The following is a 17,745-nucleotide window of genomic DNA, read 5'->3' as shown; positions in this document are numbered from 1 at the left end:
GAATTCATTAAATCCCACAATAGCTTTTATATACTTAATTTGCTTGATATAGCGAACTAAAAGGACTAGGTGGTAGACAGAATGTTAAAAAAACGTGATTTGCAGGAATGCCTTTCACTGTACAGCTTAATGATGGACCCCGCAGTTTCTCCTTACGTTCGTTATCAATGCCAATCGTATGAAGAATATCTATTCCTCACCAAACAATTGATGGCCGAAGAAGAGCAAAAGACAGTGATTTCCCGAACGATTTTGAATGAAACAGGGCAGCCTATTGGAACCATTGATCTATATCATATTGAGCATCAAAGCGGTTTTTTAGCCACTTGGATTGGATCACCGTTTTTTGGAAATGGGTATAGCCAAAGAGCCAAATCCGCCTTTTTTGTTGAATTGTTTCTGGAACATGGGATTAAAACGGTATTTATGAAGATACGCAAGCAGAATATAAGATCCAGAAAAGCGGTACAAAAACTGCCTTATGTGAAGTTAGCCAATGATGTGTATCCAGATGTATATCAACGGATTAATATGAACGAACAGATGTATGATCTGTATTATGTTGAACGGTCAGCCTTTTTCGAAAATAGTATGGATCTGCACCAAGTGGTAGCTACGTAACTTATACAGAGAGCGTTAACAGCGGCGTCAGAGATGACGGCGCTATTTGCTATGATGAGATTGAAAATAGAACATATTTGGACATAAATGCAGGAATGTGGAATAGAGAATCGAAAGTCACATAAGTAGATAAAGCGTATGCAATATTGTGTGCGGTTAATGTAGGAGGCGTAATATGAATAATATTAACAAGATTTTGGGTGTAGCCCTCATGCTTGGCAGTGTGTTTATTTCAACGATGGAGAGAATTTCAATACGAGTATCTGTCGCTATAGTAGAAGCAGGATACGCTTCAGGAGGGACGAACGTACCTCAGTTCGCTCAGATGAACGAACATCCAACAGGTTTACTCGTATACTTCATGTTCTTTGTTGGATTCATACTATTGGTGGCGGGATTCCCGGGGAGTTATAAGAAAAATCGTAATCATGGGCATAGCAAGGAAGTTTAGCTTGAGGAGGGATGAAAGTGGCCCAACAGGAGGAAGTGTTATCGGGAGGTAATGTGAATCAGGTCGTCAGAATAGGTGAGACGGTTCGCAGGCATGCGAAAACAAATCCATATGTGAGTGAATTGCTTTTACATCTCGAAAAAGTTGATTATGATCATTCCCCTCGATTTCTGGGAATAGATGAACAGGGGCGAGAAGTACTTTCTTACCTCGAAGGCATCGTTCCAGGTAATGACTACCCTGATCTAGAAGAGTATATGTGGTCAGACGAATCTTTGATTGAAGTCGCAAAACTGTTGAGAAGTTACCATGATGCGACCGTTGGATTTACAACAACATCAGTATCAACGAACAGATATCCAGGCATAACTGAAGATGAAGTTGTATGTCATAACGATTTTGCGCCGTATAATGTGGTGTACAAGGATGGCCGTCCTCAAGGCATTATTGATTTTGATATGGCGGGTCCGGGTCCGCGAATGTGGGATATCGCCTATGTCTTGTATACATCCGTTCCACTCGCAGATTTCTCACCAGAGATGGATGGAACAGGTGTAATGCCATACACCAGTCAGGCGCACGGAACTATTCGAAAAGAACGGATTGCCTTATTCATGGCTACGTACGGGCTGAGTGTTCCAGCAGATTTGAAGGATTGGGTCATATCCCGTATCCGTTTCATGTGTAAAACACTGACTGATCGTGCGGCTGATGGAGATGTCGCTTTTATGAAGATGGTCGAAGAGGGTCATCTGGCTCACTATGAGAAAGAAGTCATTTTTCTTGAAAACCATTGGGATGAATGGGTTTGAAAGGTATTGTTAATGGACCGCGTGATAGCCTACGGGCTGGACAGCGGTTTTTTTTGTTTTCATCTTTCAAATCCCTATAAATTCCTTTCTATTCATTTTCAACAATTGTGATCAACAATACAGCAATATAGTTCAGATTAGATCGAAATAACTGTGATACAATTCATTGTAAAGCGCTATCATTGTAAATTATTAAACTATATTGCTTTTTATATTCTGGGAAGGGAGATCTTTACTGATGCTAACCATACACACCCCGACGAATATTGCTTTGCAGGAAAATGAAGTTTATGTGCGATCAGAAGCAGATAATTTTCAGGATGAATGGCCTGTTCATACGCATAATGGGTATGAGATACATTATTTTATTCAAGGAGATGCAACCTTTCTAATCGGTGACCGAATATATAAGCCGCTGCCTGGAGATATGTTTATATTCAGAGGCGGTGTGCCCCACCGAATCAATCCTTCAAGAGAAATCGTGTACAAGCGAAGTTTTGTCAATTTCACGGAATTATTGCTTTTGGACATGCTTGCTGTCAGTCAGTTGGAGAATCTGATGTCCATATTCCGTCATCCCAATGGGTTATTGGTGCATTGGCCTCCGGAGGAGCGTGAGCATATCACAGCTATATTTAAGGGAATCAAGGAGGAGATGGGGGCAGGAAATACAGGGTACAAAACAATGGTCAAATTAAGTCTTACCCAATTGCTACTGCGGATTTACCGGAAAACAACCAGTGAGCAATCCGCCAATCCTATCTTATGTTCTTCCCAGAAGCAAACAAGCGTAAGCCGGGTTCTTCATTATTTAAACCAGAACTACACGGAGAATGTTTCGTTGGATGAACTGTCCAAAACACTCCATTTGAATAAGTACTACATTTGTCACTCTTTCAAAGAGACAACGGGATATACCATAAGCAATTATGTAATACGGAAAAGAGTTGCAGAGGCCAAAAAATTGTTGCTGTCTACAGATGCACCGATTTTATCCATATCTGAGACGCTAGGTTTTAACACACCTGTATATTTTAGCAGGGCCTTTAAACAATATGTGGGTGTATCACCACAGTTATTCCGTAAAAGTGAATTGCTCAACGAAGCCAAAATTCATTAGAACCTTCCAAGGAGATGTTGATATGACAAGAAGAACAACGTTTAAGCTCACCACTAGCATGGTATTGGTCATGTTACTCATCGTATTGACGGCTTGCGGAAATTCAGGTACCAATGCTAATCCAAAACAAACAACCCTGGATTTCCTGTGGTTCTCTGACGGAAAAGAAGGAGAAGTCATCAAGGAAATCATTAAAGATTATGAGCAGACCAACACCAAGGTTAAGATCAATCTGATTGAAGTTGGCTTCAAGGATATCCAAACCAAATTAAAAACAATGTTATCCGGTGGAAAGCCACCTGCCCTGAGCCGGGTCACGGATACCGGATCATTTGCTAATCAGGCGGTTGATCTGACACCCTACGTGGACAATGCGGATCAATTCGAGGATCAATTTATTGACTCACTTAAGCCTTATTATGTTATTAATGACAAGTTGGTAGCGGCGCCTATGGATGTTACAGCGAATGGGCTTATTTATAACAAAACCTTATTTGATAAAGCGGGCGTCAAAGTACCGACCTCTCCTGACCAAGTATGGACGTGGGATGAATACACAGCTGCGTTAAAAGAGGTTATGGACAAAGGTGGAGCACGATATGGCATGGTATGGGATGTCACACCGCATAGATGGTCCACTCTTTTGTATCAGAATGGCGGAAGCATCTTAACAGAGGATGGCACTGCAGCAGCGATTAACAGTGAAGCCGGAATCCGCAGCATGGAGCAGTTCAAGCAGCTTCATCAAGAAGGGATCATGCCCGAATCCGTATGGCTCGGAGGGGAAAATCCAAACAACCTGTTCCGTTCCGGGACGGTGGCTACCCACTGGGCTGGCAACTGGATGATCAGCAATTACAAGGATATCACCGATTTTGAATGGGGAGTCACCTATATGCCAAAAGGAACACAACGCTCTTCAGTACCCGGCGGGAAGTTTCTGATGGCTTTCAAAGGCAGTGGATATGAGCAGGAGTCGGCAGAATTTATTGAATACTTAACGTCTAAAGAAGTGAATTCAAAATATAACCAGGAATCATTGTTTATGAGTCCACGGAAGGACAGCGCTGTCCTGAATTATGAATTCGGCAAGGAGATGTTTGAAATTTTCGCGGATGAACTGAAGAACAGTTCACCTCTTGCAGCTAATGACTGGTCCAGACAGACCATTATATCCAAAATTACAACGGACCTGAAAAATAATATTGTTGAGGTTCTATCCGATAAGGCAACTCCGCAGGAGGCATTGGATCGAACAGCCAAGCTGATTAACGAGGCTATTGGCAGTCAATAAACGTAAAGTCATTTGATTAATTCACATAACGGAGGCTTATCGATACCTGTAAAGCCTCCCTTTCGAATAACACATAAGGAAGGGGCAAGCAGATGAGTGAAGGACAACGATTAAACAGAAATACGCTGGCAAAACAGAACAGGAAGCTCGTTATTGCTCCTTATCTGTTTATACTTCCCAACCTCCTGATCTTTGGAACTTTTATCGTATTTCCCTCTTTATTGGGCCTTTATTATTCCTTCCATGTCTATGATGGATTGAACCCGATGAAGTTCAACGGGCTGGACAATTATATCAAAATTATAGGAGATCGGGAATTTTGGTCGACCATCGGACGAACGGGGATTTATGCAGCAATTGTTGTCCCGCTAATATATGCAGCAGCGTTAGGCATTGCTTTGTTGCTTGCGCGCGAGATTAGAATGCGCGGGTTCTTCAGGGCTGTATTTTACTGGCCGACCATGATTTCTTACATTATCGTAGGATTGACCTGGAAGTGGATTTTCGGAGATTCATTTGGCATTTTGAATCATCTGTTAACCGTGGTTGGTGTGGAACCTGTCGGCTTTTTAACCTCTTCCTTTTGGGCAAATACGGCTGTAATCATCGCGACAGTATGGTCACGTGCAGGCTTTTTCATGGTCATTTTTATCGCGGGTTTGCAGGCTATACCTACGGATTATTATGAGGCTGCCCGATTGGACGGAGCAACGGGAATCAAGGTGTTTCGCTATATCACGCTCCCGCTGTTGAAACCCACAAGCTTGCTTGTTGTTATGCTGACTCTGATTGACGCGTTCAAAGCATTCCCACTTATGTTTGCGCTTACAGGTGGTGGGCCGGGCAAAGATACCACCTATATTGTTCAATATATTTATGAGATTGGCTTTAACAGACAGGAGCTCGGTCTGGCCAGTGCCATGTCGGTGATTCTGTTTATCCTTATTGGTGGATTCTCGGCTCTGCAATTCCGTCTATCGAAAGGAGGGGCTACGTAATGGTCATGAAGCCTATGGTCAAAGTCGTCATCTACAGTATGTTAAGTGTTGCTGCAGTGGTGTGGCTCCTGCCTGTCCTGTGGGTCGTGATTTCTGCTTTGAAAACGAATAGCGATCTGTACAGCTTCCCTCCCAAGCTATGGCCGCAGCCAATCACCTTTGAGCATTTCAAGGATGCATTCAGTAAAGGCGATTTTGGCTTGTATTTTATGAATAGTACGATCGTAACTGTAAGCTCAACGCTGCTACTGTTATTGATTAACTCCATGGCAGGTTTTGCATTGGCGAAATATCGCTTCCGCGGAAGCGCGATCATATTAATTGCTTTTGTCTCAACACTCATGATTCCGATTGAGGTAATTATGATCCCCATATTCAAGGTGCTGAGCGCACTGGGGTTGTATAATAGCCTACTCGCGATTATTATCCCGCCAGCAGCAACCCCGACAGGTGTGTTCCTTATGCGGCAGTATTTGTTGTCCGTACCGGACGAGCTGTTGGAAGCTGCCCGGATGGATGGAGCGGGCGAATGGAAAATTTACTGGAGCATTATTCTTCCGATAGCGAAGCCAATTCTTGCGGTGCTCGCAATCTTCTCCTTCATGTGGAGATGGGATGATTTTGTATGGCCGTTAATTGCGATTAGTGATCCATCGAAATATACGATTCAGCTTGCGCTTTCTAATTTTATTGGTGAATACAACGTAGATTGGGGAAGTCTGCTTGCGATGTCCGTCATCACGATGCTTCCGGTACTCATTGTTTTTATGGTTTTCCAGCGATATTTTGTCAGCGGTATGATTACTTCAGGAATGAAAGGATGAGTTGAATGTCAGATACCACCCGTGTTGGGATGGATACCTTGAATTATAAACCTATGAAATTAGGTCACAATCAGGTCATTAATCATTGGATGATCAGCGGCATATATACAAAGCCTGTTGCCTTTGTTCCAACAACGATGGAGGGAGATATTAATGATTGGCTTATCGATGGTTTTGCCATTCATGAGAATCCATGCAGAAAGGAATTTGTAGAACATCGGAGAACGCAGCTTGTGAACCGATTTTTTGATCAATGGAGCGAGTTTCCTAGCCCGGGAGACGACTTCGTTGGAGAAGAGAACGGAATGCCTTGGGCACTGTACTCTCCCTGGAATAATCCACGGGTGGAGCAATCAGGATTTTGGTTTGTACCGACACATCTGCGCAGTTACGCGGCGACAAGACTCATTTCTCCGACTGCTCATACCGCCTCTTTGCGGATTAAGACCTATGGCAGTCTGACGTTGTGGATGAATGGGGAAATGGTAACGGACTTTGCACCACTCACGCGTAACAAGGAACAGGAAATCGTTATTAAAGCTGAATTAGAAGCTGGAATCAATGAGATCTATGCCTGCTGGGAGGATCTGGCTGAGCGGGATACGATGTATGCTTTTGCGGTGGAGTACCTAGGAGACGAGGAATTAGTGATTTCCCTGCCTATTGCTCCTCATTTGGCGGAGTCTGTAAAATCCGCAGAGGAAGCCCTCGAACAGGCTTATTTTCCTTCGGATCTCTTCAGAGGTGAGCAGATTAAGCTCAAGCTGCCGCTTCCCTTACCGGACATCGTTAGAGAGGTTGATATCCAGTATGGCAATTTTTTTGACGGTACCGAAAACAAGACGATACACATCGCCGAAAAGGAAACGGACCTGGTCCTTGCACATACGAATCAACTCGGTCATCATTACGTATATTTCACGCTGGCTATTTCAGTTTCAAATGTTGTACTAACCAAGAAGTTTGGCTGCCAATCCTATGATACGAGCTATGATGAGGCTGCTCAGCAAGCTGCGGATATTGAAGCCCGCAAATCCTTGGCTCTGCGCTGCATTGCCGAGAAGGGCAGCCCCAATATTCATAAGGCCATTGCCATGCTCAAAACAGGAGGCAATCTGCAAGAAGCGGAGAACATTTTGCTTGAGGGTGTGGAAGGGATTGAGCAACGGAAGGATTGCAGTGACTTCTATCTGGTGGGACTGTTCCGACTTTGGAGAGATGAGCGAAATAGCGGTCTGTTCAGTGAATCGTTCTGGGATCGGGTGAAAGCAAGCATTTTGGGCTATCGATATTGGATTGATGAACCTGGCGATGATGTGATGTGGTTCTTCAGTGAGAACCATGCCTTGTTGTTCCATACCAATGAACTGTTAGCCGGACAGCTGTTTGGAGATGAAACGTTCAGCAACAGTGGTGAATCCGGTGAAGTACACCGTCAAAAAGCAGAGCAGAGGCTTGCATTATGGTTTGAGCGCTTTTTGGATGAAGGATTGGCAGAATGGAATTCAAGTGCATACATTCCGATTGATGCGGTTGGGCTATTGCATATCTATGAGTTTGCCCATAATGAACAGCTCAGGCAGCAAGCCAAAAAGGCAATGGACCTGTTATTCTATTATATTACCGTTCAGATGCATCAAGGAGTCTTGTCCACAACGTTTGGGCGCAGCTATGAGAAGGAACTGCTGGGTGGTTATGCAGCGGGAACCACTTCAATGTGCTGGATCGCTTATGGCGTTGGCAATGTAAACAATTATTCAATAAGCAATGTTGCCTTGAGTTTATCCGATTACAGTCCTCCAGCAGAATATCAGGAGCATCTGTTGCTTGGGGACAATCAGCAGTTGGTGTTCGCTAATCATCAGGGCAAGGGAGGTTACGCCAAGCTCTATCATTGTCGGACAGAGGAATACTCTTTATCCTCAATCATTCGCTTCCGTCCAGGCAAGCCAGGTTATCAGGAGCATGTTCAGCATTTATCTCTGTCACCTGAGGCGCAGATTTGGGTGAATCATCCGGCAGAAATATACAAGCATGGGGATGGTCGACCTTGCTTCTGGGCTGGGAATGGGATATTGCCCGATGTTGTTCAGCATGAGGGGATCGCTTTGATGATGTTTGATATTCCTGCGGATCACAACTCTGACTGGACACATGCTTATTTTCCTACTCACTCCTTCACGGAATGGGTAAGGCATGAGAACTGGCATTTTGCTCGTTTGGATAAGGGTTATGCAGCTATATATGCGGCTAACGGGACGAGTATGGAGAGCAGCGGGGTAACAAGAGAACGTGAGCTTATTTCCCTTGGCTTGCGTAACGCCTGGATTATAAGAGCAGGAAGCGAACAGCAATTCGGGTCATTTGACGCTTTTATCAACCAAGTTTGTTCTGCAAGCCCGCAATTCGATAATCAAGCTTTAACTCTCACTCTAACAGACCCGGTATATGGTCCAATTCAATGGGGAATGAACAAGCCTTTTCTGATTAAAGAAGAGGAAATTATACACGAAGGTTATGGAGTGAAGGGACAACTGAAGTTACTGGACATGGAGCGCTGAATCGTGTGTAAGAAACCAAGGGAGTGATAACCAACATGCTGAATCAAATGGTGCTGCAGGAGAGAATAAGCAAGGTATCCCAAGCGATGGAGTCTATGAAAAACACAAGCATCAATGAACAGTTTCCCATCGGACTAATCGACATACATCTATGGGAATGGCCGCAAGGTGTCGGTCTGTATGGCTTGCTTCAGCTCCATGAGGCAACGAAAGATCCCAAAGTGCTAGAATTTCTGGAATCATGGTATAATGCAAGGCTGATGGAAGGGTTACCGGAAAAAAATGTGAACACTTGCGCTCCGCTCCTTACTTTGATCTCATTATGCGAGCTGACCGGGAACAGGGAGTACGAACAGGTTTGTGAGGAGTGGAGCAGTTGGATCATGGACGGACTGCTGCGAACCGGAGATGGTGCGTTTCAGCATATGATCACGGGAGATGCCAATGAGGGTCAAATTCTGATTGATACCCTGTTTATGACGGTGCTATTTTTGGCCAAGGCAGGGGTATACTTCAAGAAACCAGACATGGTTGAAGAAGCCAAACGACAGTTCCTTGTGCATATCAAATATCTATATAACAAGAAAACCGGATTATTCTATCATGGCTGGGATTTCAACGAAAATCATAATTATGGTGCTGTTCATTGGGGAAGAGGCAATGCATGGTATACGGCGGGAGTTATGGATTTCCTGAATATCATTCCGATCGAAGCCGGGCTAAAGGCCTATCTGCTGGATACAGCAACCGCTCAAGTCAGAGCACTGAGCAAGCTTCAGGGTGAGGATGGCATGTGGCACACTGTGCTGGATGATCCAACCTCTTACAAAGAAACCTCGGCAACAGCAGCGATTGGATACGGTATTCTCAAGGGAATCCGGTATGGATACCTGGATGAATCCTATCGCCAGAATGGCTTGAGTGCGCTTGAAGCGGTGTTGAAACAAATTGATGATCACGGAGTTGTACAGCAGGTGTCCTATGGTACTCCTGTGGGGCAGGATGCTCAGTTTTATAAAGATATAGCGATCAGTCCGATGGGCTATGGACAAGCACTTACGTTGTTTATCCTGATTGAGGGATTGCGGGTTCCAACCGCCGACTAGAATCAGGCGGACTTGTACGGAGGATAGGGGATACAGTTTCCTGTATCCTCCTTTTTGTTTTAGTAAGCTCGAATCTCGATTAATTCGGCATATCTGCTGCCATTTGTGGCATCAATTATGATTCTCAGAGCCTGAGCTGACACAGGGATATCCAGGGAATGAATAACTTTTCTTTTGTGATTTTCTTGAACGCTTGCGACCTGTGTCCATTCGCCAGCCGGAGTCAGTACCTCCACGCGATAATCACGTACCAGCTCAGGCATCACACGGAATGCAGTCTGATGGTGATGTAAATTAACCAGATCCTCGTTCACATCATCATTAAACGTCAAGTGCAATTCAGCCAAGGTTTGTGGTTCTTCCCATGTCAGTTGTACCCATTCAGGCTTGCCAGACTGCATCGGCTGCGACATCCACTGTTGCGGCCCACCGTAAGGGCGGTGGTAACCGTTGATCGTGTTGTCCGATGAATAGGCCGAAGTCTCAGAGAGGGTACGACAGCAGAATGGCTGACGCGCCAACCCCTGCATGGACCATAATACGACAGGCTGATCCGTGGCATGATCCTCCAGATTTTTGGACACGTGGTTTTCTTCTGTTTTGAAGAAGATTAACACCCCGCTGTGTGCTTCTGTCGAATGATAGAGTGAGACCACTTTATTGGAGCGGATGATTATAAAAGCATTCTGTGGTTCTTCCGGTCGCCATTCGAGCGGCAGCTTCACCCACTGCGCAGTTCCTGTTGTAACGTTAACAGTCACCGTAACTTGTAACGAATGCGGGACGTAGTTCTCCTTACGCCCCGTATCCCATAGCTCTACCGTCAGCTCGGTGTCGCTGGATGCATCCAGCAGCAGCTCCAGGCCGCTGAGCACTGGATACACAGGCAGCAACAGGGCAACATCCGTACCCAGCGGGTACGTCTCGCCAGGCTGCTCAAGAGCGATGCCCGTCAGCGTGCTGGAGGCTGTAGCCTTGGCACGCCGGGCCAGATCCAGCTCATCGTGGCTGCGCACCCCGATGATGGAAGCATCCTGCCGCAGCAACGTCTGCTGCAGCACCGCCAGATGCCTCGCGTACAGCTCGCGCGGCGACACCCCCATGGCCGCGCAGAGCGCCGCGCCCGTACCCGCGGCTTCGCCGATGACCGCGCATGTTGCCATTACGCGCGTTGTGCCGAAGGCGACATGTGATGCACTGATGTCGCGCCCGGCCATGAGCATATTCCGCACATTTGCGGAATACAGCGAGCGGAACGGCACGTGATATACGCCATCGGCATGCATATGCTTCGAGCCACTCGCTTCGGCGTACATGCCCTGCGGGGGATGCAGGTCAATGGACCAGCCGCCAAAGGCAACGGCATCCGGGAACTCCCGCTGGCTAATAATATCGTTCTGGGTGAGCACATAGTCACCCGTGAAGCGGCGGTACTCCCTTTTGCCAGGCAGCGAACCAATCCACTCCAGCGTCATATGATCTGCATCGAACTTGCCGGAGTTCTTGATATAGTCCCAGATCCCGTAGATCACGGACCACAGTTCATCACGGATCAGCTCATTGTCATGAACGGTGTCATGTTCACCGCCCCATTCAATCCACCAGTAATGACAACCGGAATCCCCGCTGCGAATGACCCGGCGAATCGGAATGCTGGTCTGTGTAATATCCTTGGCAAAAGAAGGCGGGATATAACGGACAGGCGCACCAGCATCCTTGGTATAGAAGAGAAGTGTACTGCCCAGCGTGATCTGATCAGCCACCTCAGGTGCCCATTCTTCACCATATTCGCTGCGGGCTTCCCGGCCGAGTGCAAACTTGGCTCCAGCCAGAAAGCCAACCAATCCATCACCTGTACAGTCCAGATAGATCTGACTTTCGAATCGGATTTTGCGCTCAGAACCCATCATCCACCCGGTAACAGAGGTGATCATGCGTTCATCTCCATCCTCAGTGGCCTCGACTTCATGTACATCCGTGTTCAGGAACAGGCTAATGTTGGATTCAGCTCGAACGGTTTCCAGAATGATCAAGTCCCAGAGATAAGGATTGCCCTCTGGATTACGATACTGATTCTCTACAAATAGTTCTCCCATAATACCCGTTTCCCGGGCATAACGGTTAATCCCGTGGGCGGTAGCGCCGCAGACCCATACGCGTACTTCACTGCTTGAATTTCCGCCGAGTACAGGACGATTCTGCACCAGCGCGACCTGCTGGCCCAGCCGGGCAGCAGATATAGCAGCGCATACGCCAGCAAGTCCTCCGCCGATGACGGTGATGTCGTACTGTACATGCTCTTGTTTCATATCTGTGACCTCCTTAACTGAAGTTAGATCCACCTTGACTCCAACTACATATCTATAATTTCATCTTAGATTTATATATTCACTTTTTAAATGCACTATACTATCATCAAACATATACTTTATTTCACAGAAAGGGTGGTCAAGTCATGGAGCTGCTTAACCACATCTACTGGAAGCAAAAAGGGGAATTTGCTCTTACGGAAGATATCTATACGACTTGGGTGGCTTTTGCCGTCGAAGAGGGAATATTCCATTATGAGATTGGGGGTCAGATCGGAGAAGCGAGTTTTGGCGATCTGGTGCTGTGCCCCCCGGCGGTTCCTTTTCGGCGGACAGTCATTACCCCACTAACATTTCACTATTTACAGTTTAGCAGTAGCCTGGAGGAGGAGGAGCTTCTGCCACCAGCCGGAAAATCGCAGATTAATGACACGAAGCGGTTAGCCTCGACGTACGCTTATTTACGCCAGGACAGTGAGGAGAATAAGGAGGAAGTTGTCCGTTGGAAGACACATTTTATGATGGATTTGTGGCAGTTGTATCAGGTGGAACGCAGACAGAATCGCTTAAAGGAGCGGAGATTTACCGAAGACGCACGAATGGCTGAAGCGGCAGCGCTGCTGGAGGAGCGGGCGGAAGAGGAGATCAGCCTTCAGGAATTGGCACAGCGACTGGCCTTGAGTCCGGTGCAGTTGACAAGGCGTTTCCGGGAAGCTTTTCAGGAGACGCCATCAGGCTATCTCAAACGGGTCCGTCTGAAAAAAGCGCAGAACCTCTTGGCTGACAGCAGCCTGACCCTTAACCAAATTGCCGAGCGATGCGGATATGAGAACGGTTTTTATCTGAGTAGAGTGTTCTCCAAAACGTTGGGCATAAGTCCATCTGAGTATCGCAGGAGACACAGGGTGTAAGCTGAAAGAAGTGAGCAGAAAGCTTTGAAGACAACTTTAAAGACAACTTTTGAAGCCAGCGGAGCACCAGGTATACACCTTCGTTACGGGTTGCCCAGATTATGGAGGAGCTGGTGTGAATGAGTGCAGAAGCAACGGATACTGCATTTCTAACCGAAATTAGAGGGGAAGTACAATTTAAGTTGTAGATTATGGACAATTCATACTATAATTTACCATATCTAGTCCTTATCCGAACGTATGCCCCCGTATCCGTTTGAATGAGGACTCTGATTTTATAACTAAAACCAAGGAGGTGGATATGGCCTTAGCCTTTGGAATAAGGAATTCATCCTAATATTCGATAAAGGAGAATGGAAGCGATGAGAAAAATGATATTTTTGAAAGCGTTTAAATTTGTTTTGATGATAACTTTGTTAGTTCCTTTGTATTGGGCAGCTCCATCTGTTCATGCGGCAGAAGAGGAGAATACCTTGATTCTGAGTCATGATTTTGAAGACGGCACGGTCCAGAGCTGGAGCGGACGCGGTGAAGTAGAAACGCTTCATGCAAGCGCCGTTGCAGCTCGTACCGGAGATTATGGACTGGAAGTGAGCGGGCGTGCTATGACATGGCATGGGCCAGCGCTGGATGTGACAGAACTTTTGGAGGTGGGACAGACGTATGTGTTCACTGGCTGGGTGAAGCTTCCGGCGGGAGCGTCCAGCACAAACCTCAATATGTCTTTACAGCGTACCCTGCCAGATACAACACATTATGAAAATTTAACATTCGGTACCGCATCCGCAGGCGGATGGACCAAGCTTACTGCACAGTTTAAAATGCTGGAACCAGCGAATCAGTTATCGGTTTATTTTGAAGTGCCAGACCGTGCCACAGCTTCTTTTTATATGGATGATTTCCGATTGGAGAAGCTGCCAGATCTCGGACCCATTGTGATCGAAGAAGACATTCCTTCCCTACAGGATGTTTTTGCGGGCAAGTTTCGAATTGGGACGGCCTTCACGAACAATGAACTGCTGACCGAACCGGACAAGCAGCTGCTTACGAAGCATTTTGATAGTCTGACACCAGGCAATGTTCTGAAATGGGACAGTACCGAGCCGCAAGAGGGTATGTATAATTTCAGCGGGTCGGATGCAGCAGTCGCTTTTGCAGCAGCGAACGGACAAGAGATACGCGGGCATACCCTCGTTTGGCATACACAAACTCCGGATTGGGTATTCCACGATGCCAACGGCAATCTGGTGAGCAAAACGGTACTGTATGAACGGATGCAGCAGCATATTGAGACGGTAATGGAGCGTTATCAAGGCCAGATCTACGCTTGGGACGTTGTGAATGAAGTCATTGATGCCTCCGAGCCGGATGGCCTGCGGCGCAGTCTGTGGTACCAGATTGCCGGGGAAGAATATATTGAGAAAGCATTTGAATTCGCCCATGCAGCCGACCCGGATGCCAAGTTGTTTATTAATGACTACAATACCCATGAGCCGGCCAAAAGCCAGGCCCTCTACAATCTGATCACTCGCCTTCAAGCCAAGGGTGTGCCTATTGACGGAGTCGGCCATCAAACACACATCAGCCTCTTTTATCCAACCCTTTCGGAAATTGAGAGTTCCATTGTCAAATTTAAGGCGCTGGGCCTCGAAACACATATTACTGAGCTTGATGTAAGTGTATATTCCAATGATTCGCAATCTTATGATATCTTCCCGGAAGAACTGAAGACACAGCAGGCGGCGCTGTACAAGTCCCTGTTCCAGATCTTCCTGAGGCATACGGACACAGTCAAAAATGTTACCTTGTGGGGCAAGGATGATGCCAATACCTGGCTACGAACCTTCCCGGTCGCCCGCAACAACTGGCCGCTGCTTTTCGACGAGCGACTCCAGTCCAAGCCAGCCTATTGGTCCGTATTAGAGACGGTTCAGGTCGAGGCAGTACCAGCCGCTCCCCAGAATCTGACCGCCACTGCGGTTAGCGACAACAGCATCAATCTAAGCTGGAGTGCATCTGCAAGTGCGACCTCCTATACGGTAAACAGGTCGCTGACAGCAGCCGGACCGTATACATCTGTGGCCGCTGTATCGGGAACAAGCTATAAGGATATGGCGGTATCTGCTGGAACCACCTACTACTATGTGGTGAATGCGGTTAACAGCGTTGGGAAGAGTGTGAACTCCGTTCAAGCTTCCGCAAAGGTCCAGGGTGGAGGGCCGCCAGAGCCTGCTGGCAATCTGACTCTAGCCTATCGTGCAGGGGATACAAATCTGCTCGATAACCAAATGAAACCGCAGTTTGTCATTCACAACAACGGTACCTCCACAGTTAGCCTGAATGAACTGACAATTCGTTACTGGTATACAGTGGACGGGGAGAAACAACAATCCTTTTTCTGTGATTATGCACAGCTTGGAGGCAGTCAGATCAGCGGCAGCATAGTGAAACTGCCTGGACCTGTTCCTGGAGCGGACCATTATCTGGAACTGAAGTTCGGTACCGGAGCAGGCGTGATCCCGGTCGGAGGAACCTCTGGGGAGATACATACCCGGTTGCACAAAGCGGACTGGTCCAATTACAGCGAAGGGGATGATTATTCCTTTAACCCGCTGCAGACCTCTTTTGCCGATTGGACCAAGGTAACTCTTTACCGGAACGGCGAGCTTGTCTGGGGAGTGGAGCCTATATCCTAATTTGCTAAGTCGTTATATCTAGCCTAGCCGGAGATCCCAGATCTCCGGTTTTTTTAATGCAATAGAACAAATCTGTGTATCCCTATCCCGTCCCTGGCAACTGGTATCACATATCCATGCGAATGAGCCCGGCCCCGGCCGAAGCGGGGGAACTGATGGTATAATGATCTCAATAATTGCAGGGGGAGCGCTGAGGGGATGACAAAGCCCGACTGGAAGACCTTTTTGCCGCATAAGCTCAGGTATCGGCTGTTTGGTGCGTTTGTGGTGTTGATTCTGCTGCCATTCAGCGTACTTAATGTCTACAACTATGGACAGATCGAATCTCTGGTTGAGCAAAAAATCAGCGAACAGAGCCACGAGCAACTGGTGCAGATATATGGTTCTCTGGAGGACCAGATGAGTATTGCATTCAAAACCCTGATTTTTCTGGAACAGGATTCAGCCGTAAGAAACGTCCTGACTTCTCCAGACAATCGTTCTCCGCTTGAGAATAAGTCGTTGGTGGAAGAGAAGTTCAAGATGATCAACAACAGCTTTTTTCTATATAATCCTTCCGTGTACTTCACGCTGTTAGATTTTCATGATAACGTTTACACTTCGTATTTGCCCAAAAAAGCTCTGGCCTATGGCCCTTATCGGGAACAATTTCGCAAGCATCTTGGAGAAATGACCTTCATCAAAGGCAACACTGATTCAAACTCGTTTCCATCAGAAGAGTTGCTCTACCGCTGGGATGCCCGGGATACCAACCATGTCCTGCGGGAGCTATCCTCCAGCCCGTATCTGTTGTCCCTCTATGCGTATATGAAGGACAGTGGCGGCAAAAGGTACGGAATGGCACGGATCAGCATCGATTATTCGTACTGGTTTCAGTCTATGCTGAAGGATTCGCAGAGCAATCAGGAGTATTTCCTGATTACTGGCAATGGGGAAACGATTGCCCGCTCGTCCGAAAAAGCGGTACTTTCCCCAGACGTGACCCGGGAAATTGCACTTCATCCGGCAGAGGCCTATCTGACGGATAATGATTCAGATACGCTGATTAACTACGTATACATCGAGTCACTGGACTGGTACATGGTAAATCGTATTCCACTAGCTGTGTTGTTTACGGAGATATCGGGGCTTAAGCAGCGCTATTTTTTAACGTTTTTTGGCTTCACAGCAGCATTTGTGCTCATGGCCTTTATGATCTCGGCGACGTTCACTCGGCCTTTATCACATCTGCAGAACCAGATGAAGGAGGTTGTACGCAAAAACCTCAAGGTCCGTATCCCTGAAGGCCGCAGCCGCGGAGAAGTGCTGGAACTGACCCGTACGTTCAATACCATGCTGGATGATGCCAATCAGATGATCAACAGACTCAAGGCGGAAGAACGCCAGAAGGAAGCGGTACATTTTCATATGCTCCTGGCCCAGATGAATCCGCACTTTCTCCTGAATACATTGAATACAATGAAATGGAGTGCGATCCGCAGCGGGAATGAAGAGATCTCCGAAATGTGTGTTTCCTTGGGCAAATTACTGGAGGTCAGCCTGAATTCACAGGTTGAGTTGGTATACCTGAAGGATGAGATCGAGTTGGTTCAAGCCTACCTTCATATTCAGCGGATTCGTTACCGCGATAGTTTTGAGGTGACTTGTGAATTTGACGATAAACTGGAGTATGCGCTCGTGCCCAAGCTGAGCTTGCAGCCACTGGTGGAGAATGCCATTCATCACGGTGTCGGGCCACTGGAGCAGCTTGGTCAGATCCGCATCGGAATTTACAGGCAAGACACAGGAAAGCTGATGCTGGAGGTGGCAGACAACGGAATTGGCATGGAGGAATCCCGGCGTCAGCAGATGACCCGCACACGTCCGGGGATTGGCCTGTCCAACCTTAAGGAACGATTGCGATTATTGTTCAAAGGCCAAAGTGAACTTGAAGTGATGGATACCAAGCCGGGGACATTAGTGAGGTTCAGCATTCCTTTTTTATTGTCGACGCCTTACTTACAGAAGCGGTCAGACTAGACGACTGGAGAGGGGAATCTGGC

13 protein-coding genes are annotated in these 17,745 nt (G+C 47.0%); 12 read left to right on the top strand and 1 reads right to left on the bottom strand.

All coding sequences use genetic code 11. The features are described 5' to 3' along the window. Positions 1–81: 81 nt before the first annotated feature. The 9 genes from AC6CIF_RS00475 (at position 82) to bglB (ending at position 9,787) form a co-directional block, all read left to right on the top strand. The gene (locus AC6CIF_RS00475; RefSeq protein WP_498197297.1) at positions 82–621 is read left to right on the top strand and encodes a GNAT family N-acetyltransferase; all 540 of its coding nucleotides are present in this window, start codon (positions 82–84) and stop codon (positions 619–621) included. Between the two features lie 175 nt (positions 622–796). After that, a complete protein-coding gene (locus AC6CIF_RS00470) occupies positions 797–1,072 on the top strand; it encodes a hypothetical protein (RefSeq protein ID WP_498197295.1) in 276 nt (91 codons plus the stop codon). Positions 1,073–1,089: 17 nt separating this feature from the next. After that, positions 1,090–1,884 carry a phosphotransferase gene (locus AC6CIF_RS00465; protein WP_498197293.1) on the top strand — a complete coding sequence of 265 codons (795 nt, stop codon included), beginning with the start codon at positions 1,090–1,092 and terminating at the stop codon, positions 1,882–1,884. Positions 1,885–2,122: 238 nt separating this feature from the next. Next, positions 2,123–3,004 carry an AraC family transcriptional regulator gene (locus AC6CIF_RS00460; protein ID WP_091031576.1) on the top strand — a complete coding sequence of 294 codons (882 nt, stop codon included), beginning with the start codon at positions 2,123–2,125 and terminating at the stop codon, positions 3,002–3,004. Between the two features lie 22 nt (positions 3,005–3,026). Next, complete coding sequence (locus AC6CIF_RS00455) at positions 3,027–4,298, top strand: ABC transporter substrate-binding protein (RefSeq protein WP_498197292.1); 1,272 nt, start codon at positions 3,027–3,029, stop codon at positions 4,296–4,298. A 92-nt stretch (positions 4,299–4,390) separates the two neighbouring features. Beyond that, positions 4,391–5,296, top strand: a complete 906-nt coding sequence (locus tag AC6CIF_RS00450; protein ID WP_498197290.1) for a carbohydrate ABC transporter permease — start codon at positions 4,391–4,393, stop codon at positions 5,294–5,296. Beyond that, positions 5,296–6,120 (top strand): carbohydrate ABC transporter permease, encoded by an 825-nt coding sequence (locus tag AC6CIF_RS00445; RefSeq protein WP_498197288.1) that lies wholly within the window; start codon positions 5,296–5,298, stop codon positions 6,118–6,120. The genes AC6CIF_RS00450 and AC6CIF_RS00445 overlap by 1 nt, the downstream gene beginning before the upstream one ends. Before the next feature lie 5 nt (positions 6,121–6,125). After that, entirely contained in the window at positions 6,126–8,681 is a 2,556-nt protein-coding gene (locus tag AC6CIF_RS00440; RefSeq protein WP_498197286.1) for a hypothetical protein, read from the top strand. Between the two features lie 35 nt (positions 8,682–8,716). Beyond that, entirely contained in the window at positions 8,717–9,787 is a 1,071-nt protein-coding gene (gene bglB / locus AC6CIF_RS00435; RefSeq protein WP_498197285.1) for a beta-galactosidase BglB, read from the top strand. Between the two features lie 59 nt (positions 9,788–9,846). On the opposite strand, the gene AC6CIF_RS00430 is transcribed toward bglB, so the two are convergent. Next, positions 9,847–12,096 (bottom strand): FAD-dependent oxidoreductase, encoded by a 2,250-nt coding sequence (locus AC6CIF_RS00430; RefSeq protein ID WP_498197284.1) that lies wholly within the window; start codon positions 12,094–12,096, stop codon positions 9,847–9,849. Positions 12,097–12,242: 146 nt separating this feature from the next. Here AC6CIF_RS00430 and AC6CIF_RS00425 point away from each other — a divergent pair, with 146 nt between their 5' ends. The 3 genes from AC6CIF_RS00425 to AC6CIF_RS00415 all read left to right on the top strand — a co-directional run bounded on the left by AC6CIF_RS00425 (position 12,243) and on the right by AC6CIF_RS00415 (position 17,722). Beyond that, positions 12,243–13,007, top strand: coding sequence for a helix-turn-helix domain-containing protein (locus tag AC6CIF_RS00425; RefSeq protein WP_498197282.1), 765 nt, complete (start codon positions 12,243–12,245; stop codon positions 13,005–13,007). A gap of 362 nt (positions 13,008–13,369) precedes the next feature. Further along, the gene (locus AC6CIF_RS00420; RefSeq protein ID WP_498197281.1) at positions 13,370–15,703 is read left to right on the top strand and encodes an endo-1,4-beta-xylanase; all 2,334 of its coding nucleotides are present in this window, start codon (positions 13,370–13,372) and stop codon (positions 15,701–15,703) included. A 198-nt stretch (positions 15,704–15,901) separates the two neighbouring features. Beyond that, positions 15,902–17,722, top strand: coding sequence for a cache domain-containing sensor histidine kinase (locus AC6CIF_RS00415; protein ID WP_498197279.1), 1,821 nt, complete (start codon positions 15,902–15,904; stop codon positions 17,720–17,722). Positions 17,723–17,745: the final 23 nt, after the last annotated feature.

The organism is Paenibacillus sp. GQ49 (genome assembly GCF_059759055.1).
Note: the sequence above shows the minus strand (reverse complement) of the source record. Positions and strands in the feature narration are given on the sequence as shown.

Coding starts and splice junctions, on each gene's coding strand:
- AC6CIF_RS00475 (WP_498197297.1), top strand. CDS start 82: ATGTTAAAAAAACGTGATTTGCAGGAATGCCTTTCACTGTACAGCTTA.
- AC6CIF_RS00470 (WP_498197295.1), top strand. CDS start 797: ATGAATAATATTAACAAGATTTTGGGTGTAGCCCTCATGCTTGGCAGT.
- AC6CIF_RS00460 (WP_091031576.1), top strand. CDS start 2,123: ATGCTAACCATACACACCCCGACGAATATTGCTTTGCAGGAAAATGAA.
- AC6CIF_RS00455 (WP_498197292.1), top strand. CDS start 3,027: ATGACAAGAAGAACAACGTTTAAGCTCACCACTAGCATGGTATTGGTC.
- AC6CIF_RS00450 (WP_498197290.1), top strand. CDS start 4,391: ATGAGTGAAGGACAACGATTAAACAGAAATACGCTGGCAAAACAGAAC.
- AC6CIF_RS00445 (WP_498197288.1), top strand. CDS start 5,296: ATGGTCATGAAGCCTATGGTCAAAGTCGTCATCTACAGTATGTTAAGT.
- AC6CIF_RS00440 (WP_498197286.1), top strand. CDS start 6,126: ATGTCAGATACCACCCGTGTTGGGATGGATACCTTGAATTATAAACCT.
- bglB (WP_498197285.1), top strand. CDS start 8,717: ATGCTGAATCAAATGGTGCTGCAGGAGAGAATAAGCAAGGTATCCCAA.
- AC6CIF_RS00430 (WP_498197284.1), bottom strand. CDS start 12,096: ATGAAACAAGAGCATGTACAGTACGACATCACCGTCATCGGCGGAGGA.
- AC6CIF_RS00425 (WP_498197282.1), top strand. CDS start 12,243: ATGGAGCTGCTTAACCACATCTACTGGAAGCAAAAAGGGGAATTTGCT.
- AC6CIF_RS00420 (WP_498197281.1), top strand. CDS start 13,370: ATGAGAAAAATGATATTTTTGAAAGCGTTTAAATTTGTTTTGATGATA.
- AC6CIF_RS00415 (WP_498197279.1), top strand. CDS start 15,902: ATGACAAAGCCCGACTGGAAGACCTTTTTGCCGCATAAGCTCAGGTAT.